This is a genomic window from Mycobacterium saskatchewanense (genome assembly GCF_010729105.1).
GTDB classification, from domain to species: Bacteria; Actinomycetota; Actinomycetes; order Mycobacteriales; family Mycobacteriaceae; genus Mycobacterium; species Mycobacterium saskatchewanense.
This window is the reverse complement of sequence record NZ_AP022573.1, coordinates 3526928-3548512: the sequence shown is the minus strand read 5'-3', so window position 1 is coordinate 3548512 and position 21585 is coordinate 3526928. Positions and strand designations below refer to the sequence as shown.

Below are 21585 nucleotides of genomic sequence, written 5' to 3'. Positions count from 1 at the left end.
ACAGGCGTGTAGTTCACGCTTGATGCGGGCGGGCGAGGATGTTTCACGTGAAACATGGTGAGTCGGATGGGCGGGCGGAGCCAAACGTCGTCGGGCCCGCCCCTGCCGCCGCCGCCGTGTTCGGTCCGCGCCTGGCCATCGCCGAACGCTACGCGGCGGTGCTCGCGGGCCCGGGTGTCGAGTGGGGGTTACTGGGACCGCGCGAGGTTCCGCGGCTTTGGGAGCGCCATTTACTGAACTGCGCTGCGATCGGACTGCTCCTCGAGCCGGGGGAGCGGATCGTCGACATCGGCAGCGGGGCCGGGTTGCCCGGGATCCCGCTGGCGATAGCGCGCCCCGATCTGGACGTTGCGCTCCTCGAACCACTGCTGCGGCGAAGCGAATTTCTCAAGCAGGTCGTCGCGGAACTAGGGTTAGCCGTCGAGGTGGTGCGCGGGCGGGCCGAGGAGCCGTGGGTCCGCGAGCGGCTGGGCGAGAGGGATGCGGCGGTGTCGCGAGCGGTGGCCGCGTTGGACAAGCTGACGAGGTGGAGCATGCCGTTGGTACGGCCGGGCGGACGGATGATCGCGCTCAAGGGTGAGCGCGCCACGGAGGAACTGGAACAGCATCGGCGTGTGATGGCGGCGGCGGGCGCCGTCGATGCCAGGGTGGTCACATGTGGCGCGGAATATTTGCAGGCCCCCGCAACCGTAGTTATGGCCCGGCGCGGGCAACCGGCACGCAGGGTAACCGGACGGACAGCAGAGGGCAGGAAGCGATGAGCGCGCCAGAAGATCGATCGGCGGGGCCAGCCCCGGCAGCAACCGTCGCGCCCGACGAGGCGGCGGGGCCGACGGCGAACGACGTTTCACGTGAAACATCGCCGGAGTTCGACACCCCGATCGGGGCCGCAGCCGAACGGGCGATGCGCGTCCTGCACACGACCTACGAACCGCTCCGTCGGCCGGGGCGCCGCCGGGTCTTCACGATCGCGAACCAGAAGGGCGGCGTCGGCAAGACCACCACCGCGGTGAACCTCGCCGCGGCGCTCGCTGTGCAGGGACTCAAGACCCTCGTCATCGACCTCGACCCGCAGGGCAACGCAAGTACCGCGCTCGGCATCGCCGACCGGCAGTCGGGCACCCCATCGTCGTACGAAGTGCTCCTCGGCGAGGTATCCCTGAAAGATGCGATCAGGCCCAGCCCGCACAGTCCGCGACTGTTCTGTGTCCCGGCAACCATCGACCTCGCCGGCGCAGAGATCGAACTGGTCAGCATGGTGGCTCGGGAGAACCGGTTACGCACCGCCCTCACCGAACTCGATGACCTCGACTTCGATTACGTCTTCATCGACTGCCCGCCGTCACTTGGGTTGCTGACGATCAACGCCCTCGTTGCCGCCCCCGAGGTGCTGATCCCGATTCAGTGCGAGTACTACGCCCTCGAGGGTGTCTCGCAGCTGATGCGCAATATCGAAATGGTCAAGGCACACCTCAATCCTCAACTGGAAGTGAGTACCGTCGTCCTCACCATGTACGACGGGCGGACTAAGCTCGCCGACCAGGTGGCCGAGGAAGTGCGTCGTTACTTCGGGACCAAGGTGCTGCGAACGGTGATCCCGCGCAGCGTCAAGGTGTCGGAGGCGCCGGGCTACAGCATGACCATCATCGACTACGACCCCGGCTCCCGTGGGGCGATGAGCTACCTGGATGCGAGCCGCGAACTTGCCGAGCGCGATCACCACCATTCCTGAAGGGACGACCATGACGCAGCCGTTACGCAAGAAGGGCGGCCTCGGCCGGGGCCTCGCTTCGCTCATCCCGACGGGCCCGGCGGAGAGCGACTCCGGTCCGGCGACGCTGGGTCCGCGGATGGGGGATGCCGCAGCCGACGTGCTGATCGGGGGACCGGCGCCACAGGCGGCGGACGTCGGGGCGGTATACCGGGAGATCGCGCCGTCCGACATCGAACGCAACCCGCGCCAGCCCAGGCAGGTGTTCGACGAGGAGGCGCTGTCGGAGCTGGTCCACTCCATTCGCGAGTTCGGCCTGTTGCAGCCGATCGTGGTGCGGGCGGTGCCAGCTCGGCCGGGCGGGGCGCGCTATCAAATCGTGATGGGGGAGCGGCGTTGGCGGGCGGCCCAGAAGGCCGGCCTGACCACCATTCCCGCGATCGTCCGCGAAACGGGTGACGACAACCTGTTGCGCGACGCCTTGCTGGAGAACATTCACCGGGTGCAACTGAACCCCTTGGAAGAGGCGGCGGCATACCAGCAACTGCTGGACGAATTCGACGTCACCCATGACGAACTAGCTTCGCGCATCGGCCGGTCCAGGCCGCTGATCACTAACATGATCCGCTTGCTCAAGCTCCCAATCCCTGTGCAGCGGCGGGTGGCCGCTGGCGTGTTGTCCGCCGGTCACGCACGAGCGCTGTTGTCGCTGGACGCGGGTCCGGAAGCGCAGGAGGAACTGGCGAGCCGGATCGTGGCGGAGGGCCTGTCGGTGCGGGCCACGGAGGAGGCCGTCACCTTAGCCAACCGCGGTGGCTCGGCGAGCCCGGCGCCGCAGCGGCGCAAGCCGATTCAGATGCCGGGCCTGCAGGACGTCGCCGAGCGGCTGTCCAACGCCTACGACACGCGGGTTACCGTCAGCCTCGGCAAGCGCAAGGGCAGGATCGTGGTCGAGTTCGGTTCCGTCGACGATCTCCAGCGGATCGTCGAGATGATGACCGCGTCCGGCGCGTGAACCACCACTCGATGTAATTACGTCACTGTGACACCCGCCGCGTTCCGGGGTGCCGGCAATTGAGCAATGACAGCCGCCCGCCCGTGGAAATGCATGCGGGGCAACCGGTTTCAGAGAATCGGCCGATTGCGGGCCCGACGGGCACCGGCTGCGATGGGTTGGCCCAAGTCACCCCGCCAAAGCTGGCCCCATTCGGATCAACTCTCCTATCCTAGAGGGGTTGCTGGTTGCAATCGGCTGCAGTACCGCACGGAGGCCAGGAGGCTAGTGTCCGCTCGAATCATGCCGCTGCGGCTCGAGGATTTCGAGCAGCTTCCCAAGCACGCCCGCCGGTGCGTCTTCTGGGAGGTTGATCCGGCGACGCTCGGAAACCAGGACCACCTTGCCGACCCGGAATTCGAAAAGGAAGCCTGGTTGTCGATGGTGATGCTGGAGTGGGGTTCGTGCGGGCAGATCGCAACCGCGCTTCCCGACGAGCGCACCCAGGCCGAACCGCCCTGCCTCGGGTACGTCCTGTACGCGCCGCCGCGGGCGGTGCCGCGCGCGCAACGGTTTCCCACCGCGCCGGTTTCGGCGGATGCGGTTCTGCTGACGTCGATGGGCATCGAGCCCGGGCAAGCCGCCGATGATCTGCCGCACGGTCTTATCGCCCGGGTGATCGATGAATTGGTCCGCCGAGGTGTGCGAGCGCTCGAGGCCTTCGGCCGTACTCCGGCGGCATCGGAACTACTCGACCCCCGCGCGGCCGATCCCGACGTGCGGCCCGTGTTGGAAGCGCTCAACGACTGCTCGGTGGACCACTGCGTGATCGACGCGGAGTTCCTGAAGGACGCGGGCTTCGTCGTGGTGGCGCCGCACGCGTATTTCCCGCGGCTGCGGCTGGAGCTGGACAAGGGCCTCGGCTGGAAGGCGGAGGTCGAGGCCGCCCTGGAGCGGTTGTTGGAAAATGCTCAGCTGCAGCAGCCGGTGGGCGCGGGGTCCACGACCGCCACGGTGAAGACCACGCGGAACGGTCTAGGAACCGCCGAGCCGGCCGGACCGCTCCACGGACAGTTCGTGGGCCAGTAGCTCTGCGAAGGTGAAAGTCCCTGTGGGCCGGTCGTTTTTGCCCAACAGGTACAGGCGCTTGACCGCGGCCAGGATGCCTTCGGCGATCGCGTCACGGGTCTGCGTCGAGAGCAGCATGGCTCGATCGCGCGGATTGGTGATGTAGCCGACATCCACCTGAACCGTTGGCATTCGGGTCAGCCGCAGCAGGTCCCACGTGCGGCCATGGGTCCGGCAGTCACTCAATCCGGTGCGGGCCACCACTTCTCGCTGGATGAAGTCGGCCAGGTTGCGTCCGATGGTGGACACCGACCCATGGGAGTTGCCGAAGTGAAACGACGCAACGCCGTTCGCCGCTGGGCTCGTTTGGCTTTCGCAGCGGAGGCTGATCATGAGGTCGGCGCCGACGTTGTTCGCGGTCGCGGCGCGTTCGGCGTCCGAGGGGCTCCAGTTGGCCGGCCGGGACAGGAACGTCTCCATGCCGATGGCGGTCATCCGGCCCTCGAGGCGGCTTGCCAAGTCCCACAACACATCCGCTTCACTGATGGGGCCGTTCGGGCCCTGCGAGATCAGACCGTGGTCGGTGCCGCCGCGACCCGGATCGATGATGATGCGCTTACCCGACAGCTTGGGGCCAGAACGGCGGACCAGCTCCTCCTCGCGGATCGCGTGGGGAGAGCCGCCGGTGACCCGCGAACTCAGAAAATACAAGGAGCGCAACGTTTCCGGACCGCAGATGCCGTCGGCGGCAAGCCCATACTCCCGCTGGTAAGACATCAGGGCGTTGTGGGTCTGCAAACCGAAGTAGCCGTCGACCAAACCGGTATAGAAACCGAGATCCTGCAGCCGCGCCTGCAGGGTGGCGACGTCGTCACCGTAGAGCGGGGCTCCGAATTGGTGATACAGCGTGCGCGCGCCGAGCCGATAGGAGGCCTCCTTGAGGGCGCGGTAGGTTGCTTCGCCGACGATGCCGTCGACCAGCAGCCCCCGATGCTGTTGGAAGGCCCGCACCGCCTGGTCGAGATCGGCGTCGAACAGTTCGGCGGCTACGTGCTGCCCGGTCGCCAGGTCCTGGTCGGGGCCTTCCAGCATTCCCAGCGTGGCGAGCGTTGCCCGGATTTCGGTCACAGCAGCGCCGCGGTCACCACAGCGCAGCGCGTCGCCGTGTTCACGGCGCGGACTCGACATACCAAGGGCCTCCGAGACAAACTGACCAACCGGCATTCTGGCGCCAGCTAATCGTCATTGTCGCAGACGCTTCTCAATTTCGGGAAAACCCCAGGCCAACCGCGGGGCGTGGTGCGTCGACGCGAAGGGGGTTTCAGGTGAGGTTCGGAACCGCGTCGGAAAGCTCGCGCAGCAGCGCCGCCTTGCCCTTCGCGCCGACGATTCGCTTCACGGGCTGGCCGTCTTTGAAGAGGATCATCGTGGGGATCGACACCACCTGAAAGTCGCGCGCCGTCTCGGGGTTTGCGTCGACGTCGAGCTTGGCGACCGTAAGCTGCCCCGCTCGCTCGCTGGCAATCTCCTCCAGCACGGGCGCGACCATTTTGCACGGGCCACACCACGTAGCCCAAAAGTCAACCAGCACAGGCGTGTTGCTCGACAGCACCTCGGTAGAGAATGATGCGTCGGAGACTTCTATTGTCGCGCCGGACTTTTCGCCGTCCGTCATTGTGGTGCTCCAATCAATGTGTCGGTACTGCCGGGAAATTCGGTTGCATCACCCTGCGCGGCCGCGCTGGACGCCGCGTGTTCAGCCAGCCAGCGCTCCGCATCGATGGCCGCGGCACAGCCGCTGCCCGCGGCAGTGATGGCCTGCCGATAGGTGCGGTCGACCAGATCGCCGGCGGCGAAAACACCGTCCAGCGAAGTGCTGGTGGTGCGGCCCCGCACCAGGACATAGCCCTCCGGGTCGACGTCGAGGACGTCACGCACCAGCGCCGAACGGGGCTCGTGACCGATGGCGACGAACACACCGGTCACGGCGATGGTGGTCTCCTCACCAGTGGCGGTGTGGCGCAACCGCAATCCGGTCACGGTCTCCTGCCCCTCGACAGACATGACGGCCTGGTTGGTGAGGAACGTGATCTTGTCGTTGGCGCGGGCACGGTCGAGCATGATCTTCGACGCCCGGAATTCGTCGCGGCGGTGCACCAGCGTCACGCTGCGGGCAAACCGCGTCAGGAACAGCGCTTCCTCCATTGCCGAGTCGCCGCCACCCACCACGGCGATGTCCTGGTCGCGGAAGAAGAACCCGTCGCAGGTGGCACAAGAACTCACACCTCGTCCCAGCAACTCCTGCTCACCCGGGACCCCGAGGTAGCGGGCCGCGGCACCCATCGCCAGGATGATCGCCCGGGCGCGGTGGATTTCCCCGTCGGCGGTCACCACGGACTTGACCGCGCCGTCGAGCGAAACGGACTCGATGTCCTCCATGCGCAGATCGGCGCCGAAGCGCAGCGCCTGCTCGCGCATCTGATCCATCAGCTCCGGACCGGTGATGCCGTCGCGGAAGCCGGGGAAGTTCTCCACCTCGGTGGTGGTCATCAGCGCGCCGCCGAACGCCGTGCCCTCGAAGACGAGCGGCGCCAGCTGGGCGCGGGCGGTGTACAGGGCCGCGGTGTATCCGGCGGGACCCGAACCGATGATGATCACGTCGTGGACAGTGTCGCCAGTCATACGAGCCTTTCAGAAGAATGATCTTCGGATTCCTGTAAACGCCAGCGTAGGCCCGGGTGTTCCCACGCGCGTCGCACCACCCTAGGACCGCGGCACCTGGGTGTTGGCCAGCAGCCCGGTATCGGCCGCGCTGCAGTTCGACGCCACCGCGAAGACCGACAGGCTGTCGGGCGTGTCGCCCGGCAGGACGAGCAGCTCACCGGGACGGGCGTTGATCTCGATCGGCCGGGCGCCCAGGACCTGGGTCGACGCCGGATAGCCCAGGCCGCTGAGGCAGGACGCGCGGTGGGCCGCGTCGGTGAGCGGGCCGTACTCCGGGGTGCGGCCGAGCAGGGCCAGGATCTCGCTTTGCGAGAGCGGAATCACCATCGGCGGCGAAACGGTGATGTGCTCGGCCGTCGTGGGGGTGCTCGGCGCGGACGCCGGCTCGTCGAGCAGCGCCGCGGTCCCGAACCCGACCGCGGCCAGCACTGCGCACAGACCGGCTGCTGCCGCGGCGACTCGGGCGGGTCGGATGCGCGGGCGGACGGAATGGGTGGCGGTTGCGCGCCCGGTCCCTGGGTTAGCCGCCACGGCGGCCGCGAGTTTGTCGGCGACCGCCTGTGGAAAGTCTGGCCCCGCCGCTGGATCCCTGCCGGCATCGGCGACATCGCGGCGCACCTGGTCCAGGGCCCGCAGCACGGTCTTGGCGTGCGGGTCGGCGCGTACCCGTCGGCGGACCCGGGCGGCGGACTCGTCGTCGAGCAGTCCGGCCTGCAGGTCGGCGAGCAGTTCGACCGTCAGCGGCGGCTCTGCCCCGGCGTCGCCGGGGTCCGGGTCGTCATCGCCAGCGTCGTTTGCACCCATCCGCCCCAGTGTCCGATATGCGCCGGTGGGTTGGCGAGGGCGGTGTCAGGTCAGGTCGGCGGGATCGCCGGCATCGAGATAGCCGAGGAGTTCGGCGAGCCGGACCCGGGCGCGGGCGCAGCGGCTCTTCACGGTGCCCTCAGCGACGCCCAACAGCGCGGCGGTGTCGGCGACCGAGTAGCCCTGCATGTCGACGGCGACCACCGCGGCGCGTTGCTCGACGGGCAGGCGCATCAGCGCGCGGTGCACGAGGATCGCGGTGTCCACTTGGGCCGTCCGGTCGGCGACCGGGTGGACGTCTTCGAGCGGTGCCGTCGGGTGGGTTCGCGCGCGCCGGAGCCGGTCGAGGCAGGCGTTGACCACGATGCGGTGCAGCCAGCTGGCGACGGCGGCGTCGTGCCGGAAGGAGCCGGCGCCGCGGTGCGCCGACAGCATCGCATCCTGCAGGGCGTCTTCGGCGTCCTCGGGGGAGCGGGTGGTCAGCCTGGCCAGCCGGTGCAGCTGCCGTTGGTGGCGGTTGAACAACTCGCCGAAGGCGTAGCGATCGCCCGCGACATGCGCTGCCAGCAGCTCGGCGTCGCTGCGTTCGCGCTGAAAGACGTGTCGCCCGAGACCCACGGCCGGACAGTAACCAATGGGGTGTTGCGCGGCACTTCACCGCCGTACACACCTGTGAGCTTTGTCAGGATGCGGCCTGGACCGTGATTTCCGAGATTGCGGCCTTGCTCTTGCCGTCGGTGGTGCCCAGCGTGGCGATCCACACCAGCAGGTTGGAGGTGGGGGCCGCGGACTTGACCGCAATGGTGTTGTGGCCCGGTTTGAGCGTCGTTGCCGGCGCCAGGACGGTGGTGTCCTCCAGTCGCGACGGCGTCGGGCTGGAGGACGAGCGGATCTCGACTTTGGTGCCGGTGCTCGAGATGTCGATGTTGACCGCCCCGACCACGGTGGGGCTGGGCAGTTGCAGCATCAGGCCCTCGCCGGTCTTGAAGCTGGGGAACGGGACCGGGTCGGTGTAGGTGTCGCTTTCCCAGGAAGTGGTCGGATTGCCGTCGATCGCCTGGCCCGCCTGGCCCGGGTTGTCGGCCTCGCCGTCGGGCGAGAAGACCGTCGCCTTCGTCGGCTTGACAGTGCTGCCCGCGGGGGCCGAACTGACGGCCGACGACGCCGTTGAGGAAGAGGGGCCGTTGAGCCCGAGCTCGTCCTTGTTGAGGCCGCCGCCGAGGTTGCCGAAGATCTTGCTCACCACCGACGCGAGCACCACCAGGGCCACCACGATCACCACCAAACCGGCGCCCAGGCCGATCAGCAGGTTGCGGCGGCGCCGCGCGTAGGCCGCACTGTCGCGGGCGGTCGTTGTCCGCGGCGACGGCGGCGGCGCCGAATCGTCGATCGGGCCGAGCACCTCGGTGCGGTCGGCCACCGCGGTCGCCTGCTGCAGCAGGTTCAAAAGCGTTGACGCACTGCGTATTCCGCCGTCTTCCTGGACCGCGCGGACGGCGACGGCGGAAATCTGGAACGGGATGTCGCGGTCGACGGCCATGGGTTCGACAGGGTTGCCGGTGGCATCCCGCTCGGCCGGCGCCAGCCCGCTACGCACCCCGGACTCGGGCAGCGGCCACCGGTTGACCAGCAGGGCATAGAGGGCGGCGCCGATCCCGCGGATGTCGTCCTGCGGGTTGGCGTCGGGCATGGTAGCCGGGTAGGCGAGGACCACGTCGCCTTCGATGCTGACGCGGACGCGGTTGGGGTGGTCGATGGACAGGGCCACTCCCGCGCGGTGGGCCGCTTCGGCGGCGGCGGCCAGCGACTGCATCGCACGGACGGCGCCCACGGGCGACGGGGACGTATCGGCCACCTCCTGCAGCGATCCGCCCCGGATCCACTCGGACACCACCAGGCCGCCGTGCGCGGTGTGGACGACGTCGAGCACGCGCGCGATGCCGGGCTTGTCGATCCGGCTCAGCCGCAGAGTGCGGGCGAGGATGTCTTGGAGCACCTCCTTGGGCAGCGCGCCGTCGGGGTCGACAAAGGTCAGCGCCACCTGTCGGTCCAGTGCGGTATCCAGCGCCTGCCAGAACTGCAGGGGAGGAGCGCCGCCGTGGAAGACCAGGAGGCGGTACCGGCCGCCGGCGATCCGGGCGCCGGGTACCAGGTGCATGTCGTCCGCGGGGGCCGCCGGTTCGGGGCCGCGCTCACGGGGCGCGTCGAACGCGATGGGGCCGCGGGCCGCATCGGCCGAAAGGCGGCCGTTCAGCGGGTCGGACGGGCGGGATGCGGGCTGCTCGGTCTCGCGTTCGGCCGGGATGTCGGGCTGGAAATCGTCGGCAACCGGTCGCCGCCGTTGGGGGCCGGACACCGAGCCGGATCCGACGCCGGATCCAGCGCCGGACGCGGCGCTTTCCACTGGGTGGTCGGTCACCTCCGGTCCTTTCGTTATTGGGGCGCTGGCTGCCCGCTCCGGAGGCCCGCCCGGAGATCCATGCCGGATCGGCTGCTGGACCGCATTGACCCCCGGCGGGGACGAATTCCTCTGCTCAGGGTACGTGACCGGGCGGGGGGCGGACGATCGATCCGGCACAGCGCCCGCTTGGCCGTGCGTGGGCGTTGCGGCGGGCCCGCGGATGCGGCGCCTGGCGGCGTCCAAAGCTGCCTGTGCCTCGGGGACCCGCGCGCGCAACATCACCGCGGCCGTGATCGGCAACATGATCGCGGCCAGGATGATGAGCCGTAGCAAAGAGCCGGCGCCGCCCCCGTGCGCGGTGAGCTGGCCCAACCGCAGCAGGTGGTCGGCGACGTGGGCGACCAGGCCGGCGGCCATGGAGGCGGCGATCGTCACCAGGATCGTGCGCACCTCGCCGAGGGCGAGCAGGTGGCCGCCGGCGGGCAGCAGGGTACGGCGCAGCAGGTGATAGCCGACGACCGCGCCGGCCAGGAAGCCGACCCCGTTGGCCGAGCCGAGGAGTCCGGCCACCAGCTTGTGGTCACCGGTCAGGTGTGGCGAAAGCACCGAGCCGGCGATCTTGACCGCGGTGATGACCAGGATGATGACAATCGGAGTCCAGGGCTGCTCGCGCGCGTAGAACACCCGCAGCTGCAGCAGCACCAGCCCGTACGGGATCAACGTGAACGCCGACAGCGCGATCGCGGCGCCCAGGTAGCCGGCGTCGACGTCGCCGAAGTGACCGTAGGCGAACAGCGCGCTGCCGATCGCCGGCCCGCCGACCGTCATAAAAGCCACGATCGGGATGAGCGTGATCAGGGTCAGGCGGGTCGCGAGCGACAGGTCGGCCAGCACCGCCTTGGTGTCGTCGGCGGCGGCGTTGCGGCTCAGCCGCGGCATGACGACCGTGAGCACGGTGACCCCGATGATGCCGAACGGCAGCATGAGGACCAGCCAGGTGTAGTTGTAGATGGCGGGCCCGGAAGCCGCCGCCGTGCTGGCGATCTGGTTTCCGATCACCAGACCGAGTTGGCTGATCAGCACGTAGAGCACCATGGCGGCGGCCATCGCACCGAAGCGCTTGAGGCGGTCGTCGATCCCCCACAAGGGGCGCAGGCTGACGTGCTGACGCTGCAGGGCCGCCAGCAGCAGCGCGGTCTGCGCGAACACCCCCAACGTGGTGCCGATCCCGAGGACCAGCAGCTTGGTGTTGCCCATCCGGACGGGATCGACCGACAGCTCGCCGGGCACGGCGAGGTAGACGCCCAGGGTGATCAGCGCGACGACGTTGTTGACCACGGGCGCCCACGCCGTCGGCCCGAACACGTTGCGGGTGTTGAGGATCGCCATGAACACCGACGTCAGGCCGTAGGCCAGCACCTGCGGCAGCAGCAGGTAGGCGAAGGCGGTGGTCAGCGCCTCGTTGACCTGGGGATGGCGGCCCAGCATCAGCCGTACCAGCAGCGGCGCGGCCAGCACCGAGAGCGCCGTCGCGAGCAGCAGCAGCGTCGTCGTCAAAGTGACCAGGCGCCGCACGAATGCCGCGCCCCCGTCGGGGTCGCTCTGCTCGGCGCGGGCCAGCACCGGCACGAAGATCGCGGTGAACGTCGCCTCCAGCACGAGCGCCGCGACCAGGTTCGGCAGCTGGTTGGCTACCGAGAAGGCGCTGGATAGCGCCGCGCCCAGGATCGCGGCGAGCACCACGATCCGCGCGAAGCCGGTGAGCCGGCTGACCAGCGTCGCGAACGCCATCGCCCATGACCGCGAGACCAGGGCCGCGTCGGACAGCTCGGGCCGCCGGCGGTCGATCCCGGCCGGGACGGGAGGCAGCGGACCGGTCGGGGGTGATTTCGGATCACGCCGTGGCTGCGGCAGGCGCCGTTGCGGCGGGTGCGCCTGCGGGTACGCGGGGTTCATACTCGATGCTCGTGATCGACCCGGTGGTCGAGCGCGTCGTGCGCCTCACCGTGTCTCCGGACGGGCCGGGCATCATGCGGGTCCGGGCGGTCGAGGTCGGCGCGATCGGGCTGGCCGCGGAAACGGTGCCACAGTCGCCGCCCGGCCAGTAGCACCAGCACCGCCGCGGCCGACAGCGTGATGGCGAACAGCACCTTGCCGTAGGCGTTCGAGTGCACCGACAGGCGCACAGGGTCACCCAGCCGCATGCCGTCCGGGGTCCGCAGCGTCACGTCGATCGCGACGCGCTGGGTGAAATTCACCTCGATCGGCACCCGCAGCGGAAGGTAGCCCGGTGGCAGCTCGATGACGCCGAGGTCGGTGACGGTCATGCCCGGCGGGGCGTCGACTTGTAGGCGCACGCGGATCGGGACGGCGAGCCCGTTGTGCAGCGCCAGCGGCAGGGGGCTGTGCTCGGTGGCCAGGGTGTAGGAGCCGCCCGGGTTGACGATCGTGACCGCCCCGAACAGGTCGTTGATCGTGGCGCCGACCACCGCCAGCCGTTGCTGCGCCAGCCCGTTGCGGGTGTCGGGGGGTTCCGACTGGCTCAGCGCGCGCAGCATGTCCTCGCGCAGCGGGGCGGTGTACTGGGCCCCGGTCAAGCCGGTGCGTTCGTCGGTGTTGAGCGCCGAGGTCAGGCCCCACAGGCGGCCGACCTGTCCGGCGACGGCTGCGGTGACCTCGTCGCTGAAGCTGCCGCGCGACGACGGGGAGGCCCCGGCGGGTTCCTGAGGCTCGGTGCGGGAGGCGGCCTCGGCGATCACGGCGGGCAGCGGGCGGGGCACCGCCAGCCCCGAGTGGATGGTGGTGGCCAGCGCGGTCAGGATGACCTGCGCGTCCTCGACCCGCAGCGTCCAGGTCGCGGGCGGGACCAGCAGTTGGGTGCGGGGCGCGTCGTCGCGCTGCAGCGGATGCCAGAACATGGAGCCGAGCGCGTCCTGGCGCCGCGCGGTCGCCGAATCGTGGGTGAGCCGGACGGTCAGCGACGAGTCCAGGTAGGTGGGGACGACCGGATTGGTTCCGACGCCGGCGAGCGCGGCACCGACGGCCGGATCGAACGGCGCGACCACCACCTGCGGGGACAGCCGCCGGGGCGCGGTGTCGACGCTCTCGGAGGCGTCGCTGTTGAAGTCCTGGGCGGCGGACAGTTCGGCCGCGGCGACAGCGACGGTGCTGTCGTCGGCGCTGAGCAGGTTGATCGCGCGGTTGGTCAACGGCCCGTCGGGCAGCAGCGTGGCGCCGCGAGTGGAAGTGATCCCGAGGATGCGGTCGACGATGGTGCCGACGTTGCTGGTGGCGGTCGCGCTGAGCCCTGGGTCGTTGACCCGCTGCAGAGCGTCCAGGTCCGCCTGCGCGTAGGGCAGGGGCGCGACGCACGTCCGGTGGGCGAGCGCCCGGAGCCGGTTCAACCATTCGGTCGCCGCGGCCTGGCCCGTCCCCGGGTGTGTCGGGGTCCCCGGTTGCTGGGCGGGCCCCTCGGGCGAGTTCGACACCACGTACCCGGCGGTCATGGCGTTCACCGTCACCAGCAGGTCGGGGTCGACGGCGAGGCACAGCGCGCGGCCGACGGCGCCGTCGGGGTCCGCGTCGTGCCCGGTGGCAACCTCGGCCGCGGACAGCAGGGTGTCCAGTCGGCCGCCGGTGGCCAGCGAGGTGGCAAGGTCGTCGTCGACGAGCCGGACCGGGATCGCGCCGCCGGGCACCCCGGGGGCCAGCCGGGGGCGGTCGGCGAGCGGCCACAGCATGGTGATCCACACGGGTTTCGAGGTGTCGGGGGCGACGGCGGAATCCAACTCGTCGGCCTTGTCGGGCGGGACACCGACCACCGGCAGCAGGAACCGCGCGTTGTCGAGCCGGGCGGGGGCCCCGTAATCCGGAGTGCCGTTCACGTTGACCAGCACCGGATAGATTGCGGGCTTGTCGACGTCCAGCGACGGCTTGGCCAGCGAGCGCAGCGGCGCGGTCAGGGTGAAGCCCGCTTCCTGGCCGCGCTGGAGCTCGGGGGACACGGTCAGGAAGTCGGCGGCGGCCTGGTACTGGTCGGTGCTGCCGTCCAGGGAGGTGCGCAAGCCGGCTGAGCCGGTGACGGCGCCGGCGTGCTCGAGGCGCACCATCACGTCGCGAACGGGCCGGTCGCCGACGTTGGTCACCATGCCGCTGACGGTGACCAGGGGCGGGCTCGTGGTAGTCACGACGTCAGGGGTGACCTGGTCGATGCGGACACGGACGAACGGGGTCGCGCCGGGCTCGCCCGCGGTCGCGCGCGGGACGACGGCGCCGAAGGGTGCCGTGAGCATCACAAGAACGGCGACGATGCAGACCACTGCGGCGAGGCGCGCGAAGCCGGCCCAGCAGAGTTGCGGCGCGGTCACGACCCGGGCCCGTGACCGTTCTTCCGGCCCGCGGGCCAGCCGGAACGGCGGGTCCGCGAGTGCGTTTGCGGGCGCCGCCGCGGCGTGGAAGCGGGCAGCGGCGGGAGCGCGGCGGGGCCATCGTTCTGCAGCTTGTCGATGAGCTCGTCGGCCACCTGGGCCAGGCGGCGTTCGTCGGCGTACGCCAGCCGCGACGGTAACTCGGTCATCGGGACCCACGCCACCTCGGCGACCTCGAGGTCTTCGTCGCACAGCTCTCCACCGGAGAAGCGCATCAGGTAGTGGTGCACCGTCTTGTGCACCCGCCGCCCGTCGGTGACGAACCAGTAGTCGATACGGCCCAGCGCGGCGAGCACGCTGCCGCGGATCCCGGTTTCCTCGGCGACCTCTCTGATGGCGGTCTGTTCGGCGGTCTCGCCCATTTCGATGTGGCCCTTGGGCAGCGACCACAGCATCCGCCCGCGGCGATCGATGCGCCCGATCAGGGCGGCCACCTGCTCGTGGCGTGGCCTGTCGAGGCCGTCAATGACCAGCCCGCCGGCGGAGGTCTCGTGCACGGTGCGCAGACGCTCGGGCTCGCGCCGCGACGACCGCGGTCGATCGGGTTTGGCGGCGGGGGATTCGGCACTCGGCTGGCCGTTTACGTGATTGTCGGACGCACCCGCCGCGCCCCGCCCCCGGCGCCGACCCCGGCGCCGGCGCGGTTTAGCTTGTTCGCCGTCCGACACCCAAGCGATAGTAGCTGGCACGGGCCCGTCTTCAGGAGACGCACGCCGCTCGCCGGTGTCGCTGCCATATAGAGGTATACCGCCGGCCGTACTTCCCGCCCGCCGTCGTCCGCGAACCCCACCCACTAGGCTGATCGAACGTGCCCGACGCCCCTGAAGCCGAAGTAGAGCTGCTGGCCGCCGCCGCGGTCGCCCTGAACCAGCGCGCCCCCATGCTGCGCGAGCTCGGATCGGCTTTCGGCGCCGCGGGGCACCAGTTGTATCTCGTCGGCGGCTCGGTGCGTGACGCCCTGCTGGGCAGGCTGAGTCCCGACCTCGACTTCACCACCGACGCCCGCCCCGAGCAGGTCCAAGACCTGGTCCGGCAATGGGCGGATGCCGTGTGGGACACCGGAATCGAATTCGGCACGGTCGGCGTCGGCAAGGATGGGCACCGCCTCGAGATCACGACGTTCCGCGCGGACGCCTACGACCAGGTGTCGCGCCACCCCGAGGTGAGGTTCGGTGAGCGTCTCGAGGACGACCTGGTGCGGCGCGACTTCACGGCAAACGCGATGGCCGTGCGCATCACACCGGACGGGCCCGGTGATTTCCTGGACCCGCTGGGCGGTTTGGCGGCGCTGCGCGAGGGTGTGCTGGACACCCCGGCGGCCCCGGGGGTGTCCTTCGGGGATGACCCATTGCGGATGCTGCGGGCCGCGCGGTTCGTGTCGCAGCTGGGCTTCGCCGTCGCGCCGCGGGTGCTCGAGGCCATTGAAGAGATGGCCCCGCAGCTGGCGCGGATCAGCGCCGAGCGGGTGGCTGCGGAGCTGGACAAGTTGCTGTTGGGCGGAGATCCGGTGGCCGGCATCGACCTGATGGTGCAGACCGGGATGGGCGAGGTGGTGCTGCCGGAGGTCGGCGGCATGCAGATGGCGATCGACGAACACCACCAGCACAAGGACGTCTACCAGCACTCGCTGACCGTGCTGCGCCAGGCGATCGCGCTGGAAGACGAGGGGCCCGATCTGGTGCTGCGGTGGGCCGCATTGCTGCACGACATCGGTAAGCCGGCCACCAGACGGCACGAACCCAACGGCGGGGTGAGCTTCCACCACCACGAGGTGGTCGGGGCCAAGATGGTGCGAAAACGGATGCGCGCGCTGAAATATTCGAAGCAGATGGTCGACGACGTGTCGCAGCTGGTGTATCTGCATCTGCGGTTTCACGGCTACGGCGACGGCAAATGGACCGACTCGGCGGTTCGCCGCTACGTCGCCGATGCCGGGCCGCTGCTGCCCAAGCTGCACAAGCTGGTCCGCGCGGACTGCACCACCCGCAACAAGCGCCGGGCCGCGCGGCTGCAGGCCAGCTACGACCGGCTGGAGGCGCGGATCGCCGAGCTGGCCGCCCAGGAGGACCTGGCGCGGGTGCGTCCCGATCTGGACGGCAACCAGATCATGGAACTGCTCGGCATCCCGGCCGGGCCGCAGGTCGGTGAAGCCTGGCGGTTTCTGAAAGAGCTGCGGCTGGACCGCGGGCCGTTGACCAACGAAGAGGCGACGGAGGAGCTGCTGGCCTGGTGGCGGTCGCGGGGGAACCCGGGGGAGTAGTCGGCGCGTCTGATGGGTCGTGGATTACTGCATGGCGGGTGACGACGGGGCGGCAATCTGGCACGGCCAACCGGATCTCGACCTGGACGGGGACGGGCGCTTCGACGCGGTCGCGCTGGATTTCGACGGGGACGGCCTGCGCGACGACGCGATGGCCGATCTCGACGGCGATGGGGTGGTCGATCACGCCTTGCTGGACCTCGACAACGACGGCACGCCCGAGGCGTCCTTTCTCGACGACGGAACGGGAACCTGGGCGGTGGCCGTCGATCGGAGCGGGCAGGTGCGGTGGGTCGGGCTCGACGGCGTCGAGCACACCGGCGGTCCGCTGGTGGACTTCGACGGGCAGGGCCATGCCGATGACCGGCTTGTGGACAGCGACGCCGACGGGGTGGCCGACCGGGTGCTGTGCGCCGGTGCGGACGGCGTGACCGGGTACGTCGACACCGACGGGGATGGGCACTGGAATGTGAAGTTGACCGACGCTGACGGTGACGGGCTGGCCGACGGGGCGAGCGCGCTGTAGCCGATTCATTAGTCCTGCGGGCCACGGTGGCGGTGCCCGGTGGTGGCGGGTCGGAACGCTTCCGGGTCCACCCAGTCGCCCATGCCGTACTCACCGCGGTGGTGCGCGGTCATCCCGTCGTGCCGAAGGCCATCGCCGTGGCCGGACACGACGTCGGCGATGCTGAACAAGGCCTCCGACCCGTCGTCGAAGTAGTGCAGATGGTCATCGATGGGATTGATTGAGCCGACGGGGATTTCGGCCTTGAAGCGGGTGGAACCGTAGCCGTCGGCGGCGGGGTCGCTTCCCAGCCCGCCGAGGAACGGGCCGAGGAGACCGGGACCGGTCACGCGGGCGGGGGACCAGGTGACCGGATCCGCCGAGGCGGTGCCGACATAGACGTGCCCACCGGTGGGCAGGTGGAAGTCGGCCGCCGAATGTGCAAGGTCGGTGCCGGGGGAGCCGGCGAGGACCACGTCGTCGGCCCGCATCCCGTATGCCGCCGCGGCGTCGGCGACAGTGGTAGAGCCGTAGGAGTGGCCGATGACGGTCATGTGCGTGGGCGCGCCGACGTGCGTGGTCCTGAGACCGTTGACGTCGGCGGCCAACGCCTGTCCGCCGGCGCGCGCCATGTTCGGGTGCCAGAGGCCCGGGTCGTACCAGACGTCGGGGGCGTCGTAGCCGACCCACACGACGACCGCGGTCTTCTTATTCCATTCGGCCCGTTCGGATTCGGCGTAGAGGCGCCGGCCGTCCGGCTCGCTCAGCGTTCCATCGCGCACGTTGGATCCCAGGCCCGGCACCAGGAAGGCGGTGTTGGCCGCGGTATCGGGGTTTCCCAGGGCGATGGCCGCGCCGCCCTCCCCGCCGAACGCGTCGGGTTGATACTTCAACAGGAAGACGTCCGGATGATTGCCCGGCTCGTCGGCGGCTGCTGTCAATCCTTGTCGCGTACGCCAGGCGTTCGTGTAACGGGTGAGTTCCGTTGGTGTGATGCCGTAGTCGGTCGGATTCGTCGCGACTGCGTTGACGGTGACGCCCTGTTTGGTGGCGGTGTCCTCGACGCGGTGAAGGTCGGCGTTCATAGCGGCGGTGTTGGCCCGGCCGCGGATGCCGACTGGAATGCCGTTGAGGTTGCCGAGCTCTCGTGGGTGGTCGGCGATCGCCCGGTCTTGTTGTTCTTGGTTGAGGGATTTCCACCACCGGTTGACACCCTCAGGGCCGGTGTCGGGTGATGGGATGCCGAGTGTGTCTCCTCTGACCGCCCCTTCGGCATCTTGAATGGCTGTCGGGTTGTAGCCCTCAGTACGGAGGGTGGTCAGTGAATGGTCCAGGGACCGTTCGTATTCAGCTCGAATCTTGTGCAGCACATGCAGTGCGGATTGTGTGTTTTCTATGGCACCGCCTTCAAGTGCGGAGATGAGGGCGTCGAGCGCCGAGTGGTCAGCGTCGGTGAGGGTGCGGTCGTCCTCCATGCTGAGCGCCCGTCCCAGTTGCTGGTCGATGCTCTCCAGCTGGCCTTCCAACGTGTTGATCGATGTCGTGCTGTCGCGTTGAGCGATAGCGAGGGCTGCAGCGACGTTCTCCAGGTCGACGCCGATCTTCGGTATCTGATCGGATTGCCTACCGAGATCCATTGCCACTCGGTGTACTTCGGCCGAGGCATTGATCGGGTGATCACCCGGCGCGCCGTTCCACGCCGCTTCGAATCGCCGCCGTGCTTGGTCGAAGGCGGCGCTGGCGTCTTGGGTGCAACGGCCGCCGGCGTAGAAAGCCTGGGCGAGGTCGGCGATCACGCCGGGCCGCCCCGTCTGCAGGCTGGCATCGATGGACCACGGGTCACCGCCCGCCTCCGCGATCAGCAGCTCGACGCTTATGTGGTGGAGTTCCATTGCGCCGCTGCCCATCTCGGGCAGGACCGGGTGGCGCTGGACTGGCTGGACCGCGTCGACGTGATCGGGCAGAACCCGTCGTCGGGCCGGTTCGACGCGCGTGTGCTGACCGCCGCGATCGGCCCGGCCGACATTCCGCTGCTCGTCGCCGACCTCGCCTACGTGCGCGGAATGGTCCACCGCCAGCTGCGCGAGGAGGAGAAGGCTCAGGTCTGGCTGTCGAAGGCGACCATCAACGGGGTGCTGACCGAGGCGGCCAAGGAGGCACTGGCCGATCCGAACCTGCAGCTGGTCGTGACCGATGAGCAGACGATCTCGAGCCGCACCGACCGGTGGGATGCCTCGACGGCGAAGAGTCGCGAGCAACTCGAGGACGACGACGCGACGGAACGGCGCGCGGAGCTGCTGGCCGAGGGACGTGCGCTGCTGGCCAGGCAGGTCGGCCTGGCGGCGGTCAAGCAGGCGGTGTCCGCGCTCGAGGACCAGCTCGAAGTGCGGATGATGCGGCTCGAGCACGGTCTGCCGGTGGAGGGGCAGACGAACCACATGCTGTTGGTGGGTCCCCCCGGCACGGGCAAGACCACCACCGCGGAGGCGCTCGGCAAGATCTACGCCGGCATGGGAATCGTGCGGCACTCGGAGATCCGGGAGGTCCGCCGGTCGGACTTCTGTGGGCACTACATCGGCGAATCCGGCCCCAAGACGAACAAGCTCATCGAAAGCTCGCTCGGCCGAATCATTTTCATGGACGAGTTGTATTCGCTGATCGAACGTCACCAGGACGGCACGCCGGACATGATCGGCATGGAGGCCGTCAACCAGCTCCTGGTGGCGCTGGAGGCGCACCGGTTCGACTTCTGCTTCATCGGGGCCGGCTATGAGGATCAAGTGGACCAATTCCTCACCGTAAACCCGGGTTTGGCCGGCCGGTTCAACCGCAAGCTGCGGTTCGAGTCGTACTCGCCGGCCGAGATCGTCGAGATCGGGCAGCGCTACGCGACACCGCGCGCCAGCATGCTCGACGGCGCGGCGCGCGAGGCGTTCCTCGATGCGGCGACCACCATCCGTAACTACACCACTCCCGGAGGGTGGCACGGCATCGACGCCGTGCAGAACGGCCGGTTCGCCCGCAACGTGATCGAGCGGGCCGAAGGGCTCCGCGACACCCGGGTGGTCGCCAAGAAACGCGGGGGCCAGCCGGTCACCATCGAGGACTTGCAGATCATCACGGCGGCCGACATCCAGACCGCGGTCCGCAGTGTCTGCTCGGACAACCGCGACATGGCCGCCATCGTCTGGTAGCAAGGGTCGAGGGTTACGCGCGGTTGTCTGCTTCGTGAATAGACGAAGTCGTAAGCCTTGCACCAGGAATCGCGGCATCGGCCAAGCCTGCAAAAGCTTAAGATGCCCCCGGGCCTGGAATGCGGCTAGATGAATGGAGTGTCCGGCGGTGCACCGAATCTTCGCGATTGCGGTGACGCTCACGTTGGCATTGCTGGCCGCACCACCCGCTTCGGCGATCGCCCCGCCCACGATCGACCCGGCCGCGGTGCCTCCCGATGTGACTGGGCCCGACCAGCCCCTTGAACAGCGCCGCGTCTGCAAAGCGCCGTTGGCTCTGCCGGGGAACAACTTCCGCGATCCGCCCTGGGCCAACGTCTACCTGGGCGTCGGCGAGGCGCACAGATTCGCCACCGGTCTCGGTATCACGGTGGCCGTCATCGACACGGGTGTGGATCCCTCACCACGGGTCCCGGCCGAGCCGGGCGGCGACTTCGTCGTGAAGGACGGTGACGGGCTGTCCGACTGCGACGCCCACGGCACCCTCACCGCCTCCATCATCGCCGGCCGGCCCGCGCTCACGGACGGATTCGTCGGCGTCGCTCCGGACGCACGTCTGATCTCGGTGCGTCAGACGTCGGAAGCGTTCGAGCCCAAGGACAATCAGGCCAATCCGAACGACCCCAACGCCACCCCGGCGGCAGGGTCGGTACGCAGCCTGGCCCGCGCCGTGGTGCACGCCGCCAACTTGGGCGCCGGTGTCATCAACATCAGCGAGGCGGCTTGCTTCAAGGTCAGGAAGCAGGTCGACGAGTCCGCCCTGGGTGCCGCGCTCGACTACGCGGTCAACGTCAAGGGCGCGGTGGTCATCGCCGCCGCGGGCAACACCGGCGGCGACTGCACGCAAAACCCACCACCCGACCCCGCGATGCCCGCCGACCCGCGCGGTTGGCTGCAGGTGCAAACCGTCGTCACACCGGCGTGGTACGCGCCGCTGGTCCTCGCCGTCGGGGGCGTCGGACAGAACGGGGCGCCGAGCCAGTTCTCGATGCACGGACCGTGGGTGGGCGTTGCCGCGCCGGGCGAAGACATCGTCGCGCTCGGCCCCGAGGGCGAGCCGGTCGACGCGCTGGTCGGCAAGGAGGGCCCGGTCCCGATCGCCGGAACCTCCTTCGCCGCGGCGTACGTCTCAGGTCTGGCGGCGCTGCTGCGGCAGCGATTCCCCGCTCTCGCGCCGGCCCAGATCGTCAATAGGATCACCGCCACCGCGCGCCACCCCGGCGCTGGCGTCGACGACGCAGTAGGGGCGGGGATCGTCAACGCGGTGGCGGCGCTCACCTGGGACGTTCCGGCCGGCCCGGCGACCAGCCCCTTGAATGTGAACCGGATTCAACCACCCCTGCCGGCACCGCGCCCCGATCACGGGCCCATCAAGGCCGTGGCCGTGGGGATCGCGGGCTTCTCGGTGGCACTGGCACTGGCCGCCTTGACCGGCCAGGCATTGCGACGGCGCTGAAG

Annotated in this window: 15 protein-coding genes and 2 pseudogenes; 8 read left to right on the top strand and 9 right to left on the bottom strand. The window is 69.4% G+C overall.

Annotated elements, in window-relative coordinates:
- The first annotated feature begins 38 nt into the window (after positions 1-38).
- From rsmG to G6N56_RS16680, 4 genes and pseudogenes are all read left to right on the top strand, one after another.
- Positions 39-761: a 16S rRNA (guanine(527)-N(7))-methyltransferase RsmG gene (gene rsmG, locus G6N56_RS16695; protein ID WP_085254166.1), complete on the top strand. Its 723-nt coding sequence runs from the start codon at positions 39-41 to the stop codon at positions 759-761.
- Positions 758-1746 (top strand): annotated as a pseudogene (locus tag G6N56_RS16690) (ParA family protein). The gene rsmG and the pseudogene G6N56_RS16690 overlap by 4 nt, the downstream one beginning before the upstream one ends.
- Positions 1743-2726 (top strand): ParB/RepB/Spo0J family partition protein, encoded by a 984-nt coding sequence (locus G6N56_RS16685; protein WP_085254164.1) that lies wholly within the window; start codon positions 1743-1745, stop codon positions 2724-2726. Before G6N56_RS16690 ends, G6N56_RS16685 begins: the two are co-directional and overlap by 4 nt.
- Positions 2727-2993: 267 nt before the next feature.
- Entirely contained in the window at positions 2994-3794 is an 801-nt protein-coding gene (locus tag G6N56_RS16680; RefSeq protein ID WP_232069076.1) for an acetyltransferase, read from the top strand.
- Here the strand turns inward: G6N56_RS16680 and G6N56_RS16675 are convergent.
- The 8 genes from G6N56_RS16675 to G6N56_RS16640 all read right to left on the bottom strand — a co-directional run bounded on the left by G6N56_RS16675 (position 3741) and on the right by G6N56_RS16640 (position 14797).
- Positions 3741-4961, bottom strand: a complete 1221-nt coding sequence (locus tag G6N56_RS16675) for an N-acetylmuramoyl-L-alanine amidase (protein WP_085254162.1) — start codon at positions 4959-4961, stop codon at positions 3741-3743. The genes G6N56_RS16680 and G6N56_RS16675 overlap by 54 nt on opposite strands.
- A 133-nt stretch (positions 4962-5094) precedes the next feature.
- On the bottom strand, positions 5095-5448 hold the full coding sequence (gene trxA / locus G6N56_RS16670; RefSeq protein WP_085254161.1) for a thioredoxin: 354 nt from the start codon (positions 5446-5448) through the stop codon (positions 5095-5097).
- Entirely contained in the window at positions 5445-6455 is a 1011-nt protein-coding gene (trxB, locus tag G6N56_RS16665; RefSeq protein ID WP_085254160.1) for a thioredoxin-disulfide reductase, read from the bottom strand. The genes trxA and trxB overlap by 4 nt, the downstream gene beginning before the upstream one ends.
- An 81-nt stretch (positions 6456-6536) precedes the next feature.
- Positions 6537-7301 (bottom strand): RsmA family anti-sigma factor, encoded by a 765-nt coding sequence (locus G6N56_RS16660; protein ID WP_085254159.1) that lies wholly within the window; start codon positions 7299-7301, stop codon positions 6537-6539.
- Positions 7302-7346: 45 nt separating this feature from the next.
- Positions 7347-7919 carry an RNA polymerase sigma factor SigM gene (sigM, locus tag G6N56_RS16655; protein ID WP_085254158.1) on the bottom strand — a complete coding sequence of 191 codons (573 nt, stop codon included), beginning with the start codon at positions 7917-7919 and terminating at the stop codon, positions 7347-7349.
- A 64-nt stretch (positions 7920-7983) separates the two neighbouring features.
- A complete protein-coding gene (gene murJ / locus G6N56_RS16650) occupies positions 7984-11658 on the bottom strand; it encodes a murein biosynthesis integral membrane protein MurJ (protein ID WP_085254157.1) in 3675 nt (1224 codons plus the stop codon).
- Positions 11655-14069: a hypothetical protein gene (locus G6N56_RS16645; RefSeq protein WP_085254156.1), complete on the bottom strand. Its 2415-nt coding sequence runs from the start codon at positions 14067-14069 to the stop codon at positions 11655-11657. Before G6N56_RS16645 ends, murJ begins: the two co-directional genes overlap by 4 nt.
- The gene (locus G6N56_RS16640) at positions 14066-14797 is read right to left on the bottom strand and encodes an NUDIX hydrolase (protein WP_085254155.1); all 732 of its coding nucleotides are present in this window, start codon (positions 14795-14797) and stop codon (positions 14066-14068) included. Before G6N56_RS16640 ends, G6N56_RS16645 begins: the two co-directional genes overlap by 4 nt.
- 140 nt (positions 14798-14937) lie before the next feature.
- Between G6N56_RS16640 and G6N56_RS16635 the strand changes: the two genes are divergently transcribed.
- Together G6N56_RS16635 and G6N56_RS16630 are read left to right on the top strand one after the other, a co-directional pair.
- Positions 14938-16389 carry a CCA tRNA nucleotidyltransferase gene (locus G6N56_RS16635; protein WP_085254154.1) on the top strand — a complete coding sequence of 484 codons (1452 nt, stop codon included), beginning with the start codon at positions 14938-14940 and terminating at the stop codon, positions 16387-16389.
- 19 nt (positions 16390-16408) lie between these two features.
- The gene (locus G6N56_RS16630) at positions 16409-16915 is read left to right on the top strand and encodes a pullulanase (RefSeq protein ID WP_085254153.1); all 507 of its coding nucleotides are present in this window, start codon (positions 16409-16411) and stop codon (positions 16913-16915) included.
- An 8-nt stretch (positions 16916-16923) separates the two neighbouring features.
- On the opposite strand, the gene G6N56_RS16625 is transcribed toward G6N56_RS16630, so the two are convergent.
- Positions 16924-18786, bottom strand: coding sequence for a putative alpha/beta hydrolase (locus G6N56_RS16625; RefSeq protein ID WP_163645132.1), 1863 nt, complete (start codon positions 18784-18786; stop codon positions 16924-16926).
- A 3-nt stretch (positions 18787-18789) separates the two neighbouring features.
- Here G6N56_RS16625 and eccA point away from each other — a divergent pair.
- Positions 18790-20088: pseudogene (eccA, locus tag G6N56_RS16620) on the top strand (type VII secretion AAA-ATPase EccA); the annotation flags it as partial.
- 148 nt (positions 20089-20236) lie between these two features.
- Positions 20237-21583 (top strand): type VII secretion-associated serine protease mycosin, encoded by a 1347-nt coding sequence (gene mycP / locus G6N56_RS16615; protein WP_085254185.1) that lies wholly within the window; start codon positions 20237-20239, stop codon positions 21581-21583.
- Positions 21584-21585: the final 2 nt, after the last annotated feature.